Raw genomic sequence first — 14,105 nt, 5'->3', positions numbered from 1 at the left:
CTTTTCTATCCAATTCCTATCTTTCGAAATAATTATCCTGAATTGATGCGGGTAACGAATACTGAAGATAAACCGATCCATAAATTCTTTTATGGTTTCTTTTTGGTATATCTGGTTGCGTGCGGGTTTCAGCATCTTTTCCATTTACCTGTTCTTGCTGATAAATTTCAACTGCCCGAAATTATTTTCATCATTGGAATGGTTTCATTCGCAGTATTCAACAAGCAGTCCATTCGATTAACAACAACAAGGCAGGTATTCAATTCTCCGGTAGTTTTGATTTGTACAGCCTGGCTTTTAGTCCATCTGATTTCCTTTGGTATACATCCTTGTATAGAAGGCTTTCTCGAATGCCTGGGAATAGGATACCTCATCATATTATTTTATTGCATGCAGTGGGGATTTGAATGTACTTGTTCTTCCATTCTCAAACAAAAAATCACATCTGCCTTTATTCTGTTTGGTTGGATGATGAGCATTGCGGCCTTGGTAGCTTATTTACTATCTGTTTATGTTGATTTAAATACGACGGCACAGGTCTATTACAATTACCCCTACTTTGGGGATCGATTCCGATTACAGGGATTTACAACGACTCCTGCCATGTATGTTTCTGTAATCAGTTTACCGATCGGTTTTAGTTTATATCGTCATTTGTTCGTTAGCGGTAAAAAAATGGATTTGGTCGCTGCCCTGTTTTTTACAGTTGTGTCTTTTCTAACGCTTTCAAAATCTCTATTATTCATTGCAGTGATCTGGTTTATTCTTTTTGGATTCAAATACCAGTTCTTTAAAAAAATATCTTTACTTATATCTGTTTTCCTGTTGCTGGCTCATGTATTACTGACCCATTTTTTATTTTTAACCGAAGGACAAGCTTCAGAAGCAAAATGGAAAAATGGCCCTTATACATCGAACGAAAGTATTTTGAAGTACAATCAATTAGAGGTATATGGATCCGGCTATTACATTTTTAAAGCAAGTTCCTGGAAAATTTTTAAAGAAAATTTTTTGTTTGGAATCGGTCCGGGGCAATACAATTTGAAAATTGAACAACTCAAATCGAATAAGGAATATCCTGAAAATTTACCACCCTACGATCCTCATTCGAATTGGACGGGGACTTTGGCAATCACCGGAATATCAGGATTCCTGGTTTTTCTTCTGATTGTAATTTCTATGTTCCGAAGTGTTTTACTTGCCAATCCTTCTAATGATTGGTTCTCGTTTTTGCTGCTGTTGTTACTTGCTATCGCATTCGCAGAATCCATTTCCATGGACATCATGAATTTCAGGCATTATTGGATTCTTGCAGCAATAATATACCTCAATTATAAACAAAACACTGCAATGAAATATAACGGGTTCGTGAAATAGTTTTCAACCCAAGGCTATAGTTCTTTACAAAGAAGGTTCTTTGTTTTCCAGATTTTCTCTCAACCGGTTCACGTATTTCAACTGATTGTAATAATGTTGCATTTCATTTCTAATGCGATCGTTTCGCAAACCCTGATCAAAATCCCGAAGGGCCGGTGAAGCTTTTTCATCAGCGTCCTTTTCAAGTGAATTCAATTGTTCTTTGGCTTGTTCCATGAGATTGAGGTCCCCGGCCTGGATGGCTTCCATAATGAATTCATGTAACTCAAGCATTTCCAATAGAAATTCTTGTGAATCCTGAATAAGCTCCCCTTTGCCTGCTTCAAATTCTGTATCAAGCAGATATTTTAATCTTGATAAGGGATGTAATAAAGTTTTGTATGCCTGGTTATTCAGTGCAGATAAATAATCGTCATGATGAGCAATGGAATTATTCTCAGGATTTTGATCCGGATGAACCGACCTGCTTTTTTGGTAATACTTTCTTCTTAACTCATTCTGATCGATATAGAAAGCAGGAGCTAACTGATAATGTTCAAAATAGTTCATTTATTTTCCCAATCCTCTCAATACATCCAAACCATTGGCATAAATCATCAAAGCCATCAATAATATAAATCCGATCAGTGTGGCCTTTTCTACAACCTTGTCCGGTACTTTTTTGCCGGAGATCACTTCGATCAATAAGAAGACTACATAACCTCCATCCAGAGCAGGTATTGGAAGTAAATTCATAAATCCCAAAATGATACTCAAAACTGCTGTCATTCTCCAGAATGCATCCCAATCCCAGCTGGCAGGAAACATATTGGTAATCGAACCAAAACCACCCAATGAGTCCTTCGCTTTAATTTCCCCACTAAACATTTTTGAGAATGCTTTGAGTTGGCTGGTTAATAAGTCCCATCCTGTCGTTATGCCTTTTGGAATGGAAGCAAAAAAACCAAAAGTTTCCGTTTCAAATTTCATAAATGAATCAATAGGTTGCCAAAACACTCCTACGACTCCGCTTTGATCTGTTGTAACATCAACGCTTACGGTATCACTACCACGCAACAACTTCAAATGAAATTCTTTATTTGCCTGTTTATTGATGATCCGGTGGATCTCATGAAGATAGTTTGCAGGCTGTTCGTCGATGGCTAAAAACTGATCGCTTTGAAGGATACCTGCTTTTGAAGCTGCCGAGTTGGGCATCAACTCTTTAACGATGGCGGGAACCCGCGGTGCAATAAAATCTAATTTTTTAATATCCGGTTTGGTCAGATTTGAAATGATCTCCTTGTTGATTTCAACCTGGATCTGTTCTCCATTTCTTATGAGGGTGACGGAATTATTATTCCCGAGAACCAAAGTTTTTACGATTTGTGCTTTGTCAAATTTTTTGAGTTCCAGGTCGCCAACTTTGACCAGCAAGTCTCCATCTCGAAGACCCATCTGATAAGCAAGACTGTCTACGGCAATACCGTTTTTCATTTCACTATTCAGCAAATAGGTTTGACCATTTTTCCAAAGGAGCATTGAAAAAATAAAAAATCCAAAAGCAAAATTCACGGTGACCCCACCCACCATAATAATCAATCGTTGCCAGGCTGGTTTCGACCTGAACTCCCAGGGCTGAGGTTCTGATTGAAGTTGGTTCATGTCAAAACTCTCATCTACCATGCCCGATATTTTTACGTAACCACCCAATGGCAACCAGCCTAATCCCCATTCGGTTTCTCCAATTTTCTTTTTAAACAAAGAGAACCATGGATTAAAAAATAAGTAAAATTTCTCGACTCTGGTCTTAAACCACCTTGCAGGTAAAAAGTGACCGAACTCGTGGATCACCACAAGGATGGTTAAACAGAGCAATAACTGACTTACTTTGATTAATATTTCCATTGAAACGATTTCTTTGATTTAACAGAATTCTTAAAAATTTGTTGGCATATCCAAACCAGCTATTCGAAAAAACAAAAAGAACCTGAATCCGGTTGCAATTTACACACAGGATCTTTATTTCCGGGATGGTCTTTTCCCCTCGGCTCTTTTAAAAGTGATGTCTCTTTTTTTCCATTTCAACCCTTTCAGGCTGCATAATTTGTCTGCACTCTGGGTGTCTGTCAGGAAAAATGAATAACTGTTGAACAGATCAATATCGCGGATCATCCGCCCACTCACGTGCGTTAGTTTAAAAATGACTTCGCGTAATTCATCATAGCGGAGTTGATCGAGTTTACCTAAACTGACATACATCCGCACTTCTTTTCCACTACCAGAATCCCTTGAACGTCCTTTGGATTTATTACTCCGGGAATCGTCGTGCATGTATTTTACCTCTTTCACTTTTTCTTCAACATTGACATCCGGACCAGCGAGGAAAGTGTTTGAATATTTATTCAATTCAGCTTTCAGAATGTAATCCACCAGCTGATCTTTACTGAGCTGCATCAACGGCCAGATCCATTCATTTTTTGCCGATTTTCCCGTGGCTTCAGATTCGACAGAAGCAACCACGTGTTCTATAAAACCCGATATTCTCTTTTCGGCCACTTCAGAAGCTGTTGGAATCAAATACCTGCCAAATTTAAGATTGGCCATTTTTTCAATCCGGTGGAGTTTGTAAGCTTCTTTAATATGCAATAAAGCTATGGAAAATCCTTTTTGGCCAGCACGGGCTGTTCTTCCACTCCGGTGTGTGTAGTTTTCAATATCATCCGGAAGATGATAATGGATAATATGGGTTAGATTCTTAACATCAATGCCTCTGGCTGCAACATCGGTAGCAAATAAAATGGAAACATATTTGTTCCTGAATTTATGCATGACCTTTTCCCTTTGTGCCTGTTCGAGATCACCATGAATGCAATCCACTTTAAAACCGTCTTTAAGCAAAGCATCGTTTAATTCCTGGGTTTCTATTTTTGTATTACAAAATACAATCCCGTAAAAATCAGGATGAAAATCGATAATGCGTTTTAAGGCGATCAGCTTATCTTTTGCGTGTACCACGGCATACTGATGGGTGATGTTGGGATGTCCAAGATTTTTTCTGCCAACGGTAACTTCAAACGGATCATTCAGATAGTTGGAAGCTATTTCCCTGATTTCCTTCGACATGGTTGCCGAAAATAATGCGGTCGACTTTTCTGCAGGAGTTGCCGCAAGAATGAACTCCATATCCTCTCTGAAACCCATATTGAGCATTTCATCCGCTTCATCGAGAACGACTTGCCTGATCATATCCAATTGTATGGCTTTCCTCTCAATGAGATCTACCAGCCTTCCCGGGGTAGCTACTACAATGTGGGCACCTTGCTTTAAAGCCTTGATTTGTAAGCCAATACTTGATCCACCATACACCGGTACCACGTGAAGTCCTTTAATACTTCTCGAATATTTTCTTAGATCATTTGCAATTTGCATGCAAAGTTCGCGTGTAGGTGCTATGATCAGAACCTGAGGGTGATAGTGGTTTATACGAATAGATTGAATTGCCGGCAAACCGAAAGCTGCTGTTTTCCCGGTACCTGTTTGTGCCATACCAATAAAATCTCTTTTTCCTTCAACCAAAACGGGTATGGCCTTTTGTTGAATTTCGGTGGGTTCACTGATCTCTAATTCCAACAAATTGTCGACGATATCTTTTTGAATGCCCAGCTCTTCAAAACTTATAATGTTCTGCATGTACGATCTTAATAATTATAAAAAGAATACCCGCCTCGGGGGCAGGTATTCTTGAAGTCTTATCTTAAGGAATATGAAAGTGTTATTGCTTTCATATAAATTCCTTTATGTCTTGAATCAATATCTTCTTTTAAAACGATCGTTTGAATCGCGGTTTGAAGAAGGTCTGAAAGGTTTTCTCTCCCTTTGCTCTGGTGGTCTGGCTTCCGATACAGAAATTGCACGGTCCTTGATGGTTTTTTGATCGAGATTTGCAATGGCTTCCTGGGCTTCGTCGTCATTAGGCATTTCAACAAACCCGAAACCTTTGCTTCTTCCGGTCATTTTGTCTGTAATAATTTTAACTGAAGATACTTCACCATACTCGGCAAACATAGCTTCCAATTGTGGCTCCTTAACTGTATAGTCAAGGTTTCCTACGTAAAGATTCATTGTGAAAAATATTTAAAAAATGAAGAATAAAAAATTTAAAGATTGAATTTGTGAAAGGTGGGTATTAAAGCGGTTAAATCATTAGATGGATACAAAGATACAACAATTTTATTTATGCTAATTTTTTTTGATTAATTGTAGATGCCTGATTTTTAATGGTTTTGCGGCCCGTTTGAAATCAATAAGCCGATGCCAAAATGTTTCCAGAATTCCCTGGAATAACTTGTCGAATTTGAATCTAATATACTGTTAGCCAATGGGTTAACATCGAATTGCTCCATGGGCAAATGATAGGAAATCTGTAGCGTAATCTGTGCGGCGTGGGTTGCAGGAAAATTTAAGTTCAGGTAAAACCGATTCCCCAAACCTGATTGACTTGAAACACCAATCTTGCTATCCAATCCGGTGTATCGTTGTTTTATATTGAAAACATTCCAGTCCAGGCTGGCTCCAAGACCGAGATAACGTCCATTTGTCTCCAAAAACATAGAAAAACTGTTCAAACTGTAATAAAGTTGCTGTTTAAAGAGATTTCCGGAAACCGGTGACAAACCTTCAAACTCCAGCTTACCAGCCCGGTTCTTCCAAATGAGTCCAAGGGCCATTGGCGACCAGCTATGTTTCAATCCCAGATCCAGTCCATGCAAGATCTTTAAACCGGAACCCTTGTTGGCAATCCATTGATTTTCAATAAGATAATCATTTATAAGCCGTTCATTTTCTTTCGGATTGACCATGGAAATACCATAACCAACCTGGATGTTGATTTGCGAGGCAACACATACCGGCAGAAGAAGTAAAACCCATAACTTCCATGAAATACGATACAAATTCCGATTCAAAAAATACATAAGCCCGCAAACATATTAAATATTTTTGTAATATGAAATTTTTTAAGATACTTTTTATCTTGCATTCAAATGGTGGCAACCTGACTGTGTAGCTGATATGAAGAAAATACCAATCCTCAACCTGCTGTCCCGATATGACTGGATCTGGATGTTTGGCATCCACACGGTTCTTGCTTTGATCCTCTATGCCGCCTCATTGAGCTTTGGCTACGTCCTGGATGATATTATCGTTTTTTCAGAAAACAGTTACGTCCAGAAAGGAATCAAAGGGATATGGGATATTTTGAGTACTGAGAGTTTCACAGGATATTTTGGAGAACAAAAGGATTTGGTGGCCGGAGCTCGTTACAGGCCGCTTTCCCTGGTGAGCTTCGCTTTGGATTTTGAAATGTTTGGCAACAAACCCAAAGTCAGCCATCTGATCAACATCCTGATGTATGCTTTGACTGCAACATTACTTTACAGCCTTATAAAAATACTATTAAAAGACCAGCCTTCTCGTTTTCTGCTCTGGGGAATTCCTTCCATCACATCCGTTTTATTTCTCACTCACCCCATCCATTCTGAAGCAGTAGCCAATATTAAAGGTCGCGATGAGATCATGTGTCTGTTGTTTTGTCTGGCAGCTTCCATTTCATGGATCAAACAGTTTGACAGCGGAAAGAAAAAGTTTGGAATTATAAGTTGCCTGTGCTTTCTGGCAGCTTTATTTTCAAAAGAAAATGCTATCACATTTCTGGCCATCATGCCGATCTCGGTTTATTATTTCAGAAATCAGGAATTTAAAAAAGCAATCCTCGATTCATGGCCCTTGTTCGTTTGTGCCACCCTGTTTGTTGGAGTCCGGTGGTTGGTGATCGGTTATTTACTCAGCAGCGGACAAGTCATTACTGATCTGATGAACAATCCCTTTATCGGAATGACTCTTGCAGAAAAATCGGCAACGCTTTTTTATACTTTTATCTGGTACTATAAATTATTGTTTTTTCCCCATCCCCTCACCCACGATTATTATCCTTATCACGTTCCAAAATCGGAATGGACAGATCTCATACCCTTGCTTTCTTTAGTGGTTACCCTCGGTCTTTTGTATTTGGCTTATCGTTACAGGAAAACAAAAAAGATCATCAGTTATTGTTTGTTGTATTATTTCATCACATTTTCGATTGTATCCAACCTCGTATTCCCTGTTGGTACTTTTATGAATGAGCGTTTTCTCTTTATGCCCTCCGTGGCTTTTAGTTTTTTAAGTGCTTACTTCATTTACAGTTTATTCAACTACACGGATAGAAAGCTTTTCAGAATATTAGCCATGAGCATATTTGGAATTCTGATCACCGCTTACAGTGCAAAGACTATTCAAAGGGTGCCCGACTGGAAAGATGGATTTACCCTGAATCTTGCTGCAGTAAAAGTTTCGAAAAACAGTGCACGGATCAACCTTTTTACCGGTGTATCGTATTTTCAAAAATCACAATCTGAAATGGATCCATCCAAAAAATCAACATATCTTCAGGTAGCTGAAAATTACATTGATCGTGCCTTATTGATTTTTCCGCAATACGGCCAGGCTTTAAATATGAAAGCAGGTATCCTTGCCGAATGGTTGAAAAGGAATAATGATATTCACACCTTTCTCAAAAAACTTGAATCCGTAATTAAAATTAAACCCGATCTTGATTTTGTCAGCAAATACATGGATTACCTTACCAAGGATCCGGAAAATCTGGGCATCATGTTTCCATACCTCAAACGGGTTGGCTATGAAATTCTGTATAAAGAAGTTCAAAACTACCAGTTTGCATTGCATTTTTTGGGAATGGCCTACAAGCTTAAAAATGATGACGCAGAATTATGTTATTTCATTTCAAAAGTTTACACCGATTTTGCTAAATTTGGCAAAGTAAGTTCCGGTAAAATACTGGAATATGAGAGCAAAGCAAAAGAATTTTATAATCAGGCAGCTGCCTTAGACCCTAAATATGTACAATGAAAATACCCTTTATCAAATAGCACTCACACAGATCGAAAATGTTGGCTCCGCTACTGCAAAAAATCTTATACGCGTTTGCGGAAGCCCGCAGGAAATTTTCAAAGAAAAGAAATGGAAACTTAAAAAGATTCCCCTTCTTCGTTCGAGTGCTTTACAAAATCTGAGCGATCCGTCAGTTTTGCATAGAGCAGAAAAGGAATTGCAATTTGCGATCAAACATGGTATCCGCATTTTATATTTTGAAAATGAGGATTTTCCGTGGAGGCTAAAACAACAAAATGACGCTCCCATACTTTTATATGCCAAAGGAGCATTTACAACCAATCCCGAACGTGCCATAGCGGTAGTGGGCACACGAAATATTTCGGAATATGGAAAACGGCTGATAGAAGAATTTATAGGTGCTCTTCAACACGGACCTTTCCAGGTCGTTAGCGGACTTGCATATGGCGTCGATACTGCAGCTCACCAGATGTGTGTGGATATGAATATTCAAACCATAGGTGTTCTTGGACACGGGCTCGACAGAATCTACCCATTTGCTAATTTAAAACTGGCTGATAAAATGCAAATGAATGGTGGCTTGGTCACAGAGTTTTGCACCGGCACCAAACCCGATCGTGAAAATTTTCCAATGAGAAACAGGATTATAGCTGGTATGTGCGATGCCCTGGTGGTCATTGAAACCGGAGAAAGTGGCGGCAGCATGATTACAGCGGAGATCGCCAATTCTTACAATAAAGATGTATTTACCTATCCGGGACGCATTCACGATCCATATTCAAAAGGATGTCACAAGCTGGTGAAAGAGCATAAAGCACAACTGATTACTTCGGCAGAAGATCTGATCAAAGCTATGAACTGGGATTTAGAGGCTTCGCAGCCCAAAAATGTTCAACTGGCCCTATTTCAGGAAATGAATGAAGATGAAAAAGGGCTTTGCGAAATTTTACAAAAATTTAATACGATCCACATTGATCAGCTGCACCAATTGTCAAATATGAAACCGGGCAACCTCGCCAGTACCCTCTTAAGCCTTGAATTCAAAGGATTGGTGCGCGCACATCCGGGAAAAAGATATACTTTGGAGGTTTAATCTGTAAAATACCCGTATGCGATTCAGAATATTATTTGCCGTTTTCATTTTTATTTTTTACGGTTGTGGTACTACTAACCAGACATCCATCGCTAAAATTAAATCAAATGAAATTCCTGCAAGACCGGCTAAAATTTCCAAACCCAAAAATATTATTTTCATGATTGGTGATGGAATGGGGATCTCCCAGATCACTGCTGGATTGTATGAAAATCAAAACCGGTTGGAACTTGAAAGGTGCCCGATCATTGGTTTACACAAACCACACGACGTCTCCCATTTAATTACAGATTCTGCAGCAGGTGCTCATGCTTTTTCCTGTGGTGCAAAAACCAAAAAAGGTTATTTGGGACTGGACCCTAACGAACAAAAGATGGAGAGTATACTCAGACAGGCCGAACATCGTCAAATGTCTACCGGAATTGTCGTGACCTCTACGATTGTTCATGCTACTCCCGCCGCATTTTATGCACACCACACCAATCGGAATGCGTATGAGGATATTGCACTGGATCTTATGGATACTGATTTTGATTTCATTGTTGGAGGAGGAAAGAAATATTTTGAAAGAAGGGAAACAGATTCTTTAAACCTGATCGAAGCGTTCAAGAAAAAAAATTACTTCGTCTCTGATTACTTTGAACAGGATTATCAGCAATGGATCCTTCCCGATGTGAAGAAAATATGTTACTTCACCGCAGATGGAGACCCATTGCCTGTTATGAATGGGCGAAATTATTTGCCCAAAGCATCCAAAGATGGAATTGAGTTTTTGAATAAATTAGGAGAAAAGGGATTCTTTTTAGTCATTGAGGGTTCTCAGATCGATTGGGGCGGTCATGCCAATGATTCCAAATACATCATTACAGAAATGTTAGACTTTGATCGGGCAATAAAAGAAGTTATCGATTTCGCTGAGAGAGATAAGCAGACCCTGGTAGTGATCACAGCCGATCACGAAACAGGTGGATATTCAATCACAGAAGGTGAATTGTTTGGGAAACTGACAACGCGCTTCACTTCGACAAACCATACCGCAGAAATTATTCCTGTATTTGCTTATGGGCCCGGCGCAGAATCCTTTTCGGGGATCTATGAGAATTCAGAAATCTATCATAAAATCCGGAAATTACTTTGGAATAAATAAACGAATCGCTACCTCATTAGGGTAATATCGCCGGCTTTCCATTTTTCAATATTGTCTTCTCCGGCAAACAAAATGGTATACATATAAACTCCCGGAATCATTTTGTCTTTCTGGTAGGTACCATCCCATTCAAATATCTGCCCGGGAGCGCCGTTCAATTGCTCAAACAACAAAGAACCCCATCGGTCAAAAATTCTGAATACTCTGATGCTGGTTTTGGATTCAAACTTGAATACGGGTTTAAATGTGTCATTAATATTATCTCCGTTAGGCGAAAATACATTGGGTACATAAATTTCTGCAGCATCGATTATCACGGTGATTGTAAACTGATCGGATATACTGCATCCATTCTGGTCGTTTACAGTGAGGGTATATGTGATCGTCTGATTGGGTCTTGATTGTGTTACTAAGCAAGTATCGCAACTCAGAAAATCCTTCGGATCCCAAACCAGATTGGAATAATTAAAATTTAGCGTGGGAATGATATTTACAACACCTCCGGTTTTTATAGTGGTATCCCCAGGTAAATTCAATTGCAATATCTGAGAACCTGAAATTGAAAAATTAAAAATTGAATCACATCCCAACTGATCAATCACTCTTATGTTATGATTTCCAACCGACAAACCAGTTATGATCATTCCTGGATTACCTGAAATGGGTGCACCGTTATCAACGGAAACCTGATAACTCCCCGAACCACCGGAAATGCTGTTGATCACAAGTTCACCACTATTGGGACGATTGCATTTTAAATCCAAAGGGTTGAGACTGATTTGCAAAGGAGGATTGAAAAGCACATTTACCAGGATAGTGCTATCGCAACCTTGAGCAGATCCTCCCGATAATATGACAGATCCACTTGGATTGTTCACTGAAAAAAATGAATTCCCTACACGAATGCTGTCTCCCCGGCATATGGTTGTTGAATAATTTGAAAAAACATTAGGATTGAACAAAACATTGACGTTTACAAAACTATCGCACATCCTGAACGAACCCATGGGTATTCTGAAACTCCCACGAGGACGGGAATTTGAAAAGGTTTGACCATAATAAGTAACTGAAGCACCGTCGCACATGATCGTATCAAAATTTCCAATCGCATCCATGATGGTATTGGTGTTTACGTTGACCAGGCTATCGCAGCCGTTGGCAGCCGAATTGACTAATCTGACTATACCGGACGGTCTACCTGAGAAAAACGCTTCGCCGTGTATGAAAAGGGTATCTCCTCTGCAAATATCAGCAGTGAAAAAACCCTGCGCATTTTGCAATATATTCAAAGCAACATCGATAATCGAATCACAACCAAAGGAAGATCCGCCAGGCAGTGTTATGGTCCCGCTTGGATTCCGGTCGGAGAAAAATCGATTCACCACAAATACGCTATCTCCCATACAAATTGTTGTAGAAAACAATCCCCGATTATTGGGATACGTCAAATCCACATGAATAATGCTGTCGCATCCAGTGCTGGACCCATTGGGTAAGGTCACGTCGCCTTTCGGATTGGACTCATTAAATACGGTTCCCTGGATCACAACTACATCTCCTGGACATTTGTTTTCCTTTAAAAATGATTCTGAAAAATTATTGATGTTGAGTTGTACAAATATTACACTGTCACAACCTGCCTGTGCTCCGCCTGCAATGATTGCAATTCCGCTGGTGTTGTTTTTATCAAAGCGCGTACCTCCAATATCTACAAAAGCATTATCGCAAATAGTTCTGCTGTAATTACTCACTCCAACTTCTCTGCCTATATAAACAACAGTACTATCGCAACCATTTGCAGTCTTGGTATTCAATGAATCGACAAGATTGTTTTTATGAATTTGTATCGCTCCAAAAGTGAGTGTGTCTTCGTAACAAACAGCCAAATTTAAAACCTGTCTGTATGCATTGGCCACTTGAACATCGACAATGATGGTTGAATCGCAAATACTGACGCCGTCTCCTCTGATAAAAATGGAATCATTCGGATTGGTATCCGAATAAACTTTTCCGCGATACGTAACGGTTTGCCCTGAACACAGGGATGGTGCAAAGACGATCCGGATTGGAGCCACACAGACATAACAATTACCAAATTCTGAATGAATGCGAGGTCTTGAATTCGGATTGGAATCAAATTCATAAGCAGAAAGCTGATGCCGATTGGGATACGCAGCATTTAATGTCCAGTTACCTACTGCATCAGCCTGAGTACGTCCCAATTCAAATCCGCCATGACAATCGTCATTTAGACATAATAAGGTGCTTCTTGCATAAATGACCACACTGTCGTTTGGAATGGCAGTGCCCGTCAACATGTCCCGGTTTACAGCGACAATACTGGGCACAGGCCTGGGAGGCATAAAAACAGGCTGACCTGAAATGCAGGTAAATCTGTTGTCCATATACCTTGAAATCTGAAATGCGGAAGGAGTATTGGCATTGATAAACACATCGTAATTATTGATGCTGTTTCGTTCCACATAAAATTCAGAAAGATCAGCAGCATTGACAAAATCACTTCCATTCCTAGCGAAATTATCGACAATGAATGCTAATCCCTGATTTGAATTGCTGATCGTAATATCCTGATTGTCGTTGTAAAACCTGTTCTTGGAGATGACTGAGGTTTGTTTTAAATTACTAATATCAATAGCCGCATTCAGAAATCCAAAAAAGAAATTGTCGTGGATAAGTAAGCGTTCCGCAGAAGGTGCTAAAATTCCAATCGTTGGATCGAGAAAATTTAATCCTTTGTTGGTATCAAGCGCTCCAAACAAATTGTAATTGATAAAAACATCACCTGCATATATTTCTACTAATGGAACTTTAGCTGTAAAAATATTGGAATCCAAGGTAACCGTTTGCATACCCTGAGTGGCTTCGATTTTCAACTTGCCTTCGGTTTGGGGAATAGATGATTTTGCCAGATCTGTTCCTATATGGGATGAAACCATTTTAAATTGATCGGCATTCCGGATCCTGATAAATACCTTTTCAGGCACGGGCAGCAGGTTATTGTCGGATAAAAAAGCACATGCTCTCAGCGTACAGTCGGGCGCATTATTGTAATCGAGAATACAATCTCCTGGATTTTCAAAACGGAAATCCGTAAAACTCAAACCACTAATGGCAACAGCCCCTGCCTGAACGGCCAGAAACGGGATTCCGAAAAAGTTTCTAAAATTAAAATCGATGACAACAGAACCCGGGCCGCCTGGTTGAGATTCGCCAAGGATGCTCAGATTTGGATTGGCAATCACCGGAAAATTACTGACAGGAGATATGATGTGAGGGCCTGCGCCAGGAATATTGAATACGATCGTACTTGGCATTCCATCGGCTTCAGCAGCATTCAGGGCTTCTCTGAAACTGCAATGGACCCCGTCACAAGTACCATCATCGGTGTCTGAATTGTTGTTTACAGTGTAGACCTGAGCTTTTAAAACGGTACAAAAAGCTAATAAACAGAAGCTTAGGTTGATAATTTTCGCCATAATGTTTGATTTCAACTGCAAAGGGAGTATAATTTTACCA

10 protein-coding genes are annotated in these 14,105 nt (G+C 39.5%); 4 read left to right on the top strand and 6 right to left on the bottom strand.

The window, feature by feature from the left end:
• Positions 1-42: 42 nt before the first annotated feature.
• The gene (locus tag IPM34_05180; GenBank protein MBK8954935.1) at positions 43-1,377 is read left to right on the top strand and encodes an O-antigen ligase family protein; all 1,335 of its coding nucleotides are present in this window, start codon (positions 43-45) and stop codon (positions 1,375-1,377) included.
• Between the two features lie 24 nt (positions 1,378-1,401).
• On the opposite strand, the gene hscB is transcribed toward IPM34_05180, so the two are convergent.
• From hscB to IPM34_05155, 5 genes are all read right to left on the bottom strand, one after another.
• Entirely contained in the window at positions 1,402-1,926 is a 525-nt protein-coding gene (gene hscB / locus IPM34_05175; GenBank protein ID MBK8954934.1) for a Fe-S protein assembly co-chaperone HscB, read from the bottom strand.
• A complete protein-coding gene (rseP, locus tag IPM34_05170; protein MBK8954933.1) occupies positions 1,927-3,264 on the bottom strand; it encodes an RIP metalloprotease RseP in 1,338 nt (445 codons plus the stop codon).
• Positions 3,265-3,378: 114 nt separating this feature from the next.
• The gene (locus IPM34_05165) at positions 3,379-5,049 is read right to left on the bottom strand and encodes a DEAD/DEAH box helicase (protein MBK8954932.1); all 1,671 of its coding nucleotides are present in this window, start codon (positions 5,047-5,049) and stop codon (positions 3,379-3,381) included.
• A 117-nt stretch (positions 5,050-5,166) separates the two neighbouring features.
• Entirely contained in the window at positions 5,167-5,481 is a 315-nt protein-coding gene (locus IPM34_05160; GenBank protein MBK8954931.1) for an RNA-binding protein, read from the bottom strand.
• Positions 5,482-5,633: 152 nt separating this feature from the next.
• Positions 5,634-6,311 (bottom strand): hypothetical protein, encoded by a 678-nt coding sequence (locus IPM34_05155; GenBank protein ID MBK8954930.1) that lies wholly within the window; start codon positions 6,309-6,311, stop codon positions 5,634-5,636.
• Between the two features lie 118 nt (positions 6,312-6,429).
• On the opposite strand from IPM34_05155, the gene IPM34_05150 reads away from it, so the two are divergent.
• The 3 genes from IPM34_05150 (at position 6,430) to IPM34_05140 (ending at position 10,568) form a co-directional block, all read left to right on the top strand.
• Positions 6,430-8,325 carry a hypothetical protein gene (locus IPM34_05150; protein MBK8954929.1) on the top strand — a complete coding sequence of 632 codons (1,896 nt, stop codon included), beginning with the start codon at positions 6,430-6,432 and terminating at the stop codon, positions 8,323-8,325.
• Positions 8,315-9,421 (top strand): DNA-protecting protein DprA, encoded by a 1,107-nt coding sequence (gene dprA / locus IPM34_05145; protein ID MBK8954928.1) that lies wholly within the window; start codon positions 8,315-8,317, stop codon positions 9,419-9,421. Before IPM34_05150 ends, dprA begins: the two co-directional genes overlap by 11 nt.
• Before the next feature lie 160 nt (positions 9,422-9,581).
• Positions 9,582-10,568 (top strand): alkaline phosphatase, encoded by a 987-nt coding sequence (locus tag IPM34_05140; GenBank protein ID MBK8954927.1) that lies wholly within the window; start codon positions 9,582-9,584, stop codon positions 10,566-10,568.
• Positions 10,569-10,576: 8 nt separating this feature from the next.
• Here IPM34_05140 and IPM34_05135 read toward each other — a convergent pair whose 3' ends face one another.
• Positions 10,577-14,065 carry a gliding motility-associated C-terminal domain-containing protein gene (locus IPM34_05135; GenBank protein ID MBK8954926.1) on the bottom strand — a complete coding sequence of 1,163 codons (3,489 nt, stop codon included), beginning with the start codon at positions 14,063-14,065 and terminating at the stop codon, positions 10,577-10,579.
• Between the last annotated feature and the right edge of the window lie 40 nt (positions 14,066-14,105).

The sequence above is a fragment of the Saprospiraceae bacterium genome, from assembly GCA_016716185.1.
GTDB lineage: Bacteria > Bacteroidota > Bacteroidia > Chitinophagales > Saprospiraceae > Vicinibacter.
This window is presented reverse-complemented; position numbering and strand designations above follow the sequence as displayed.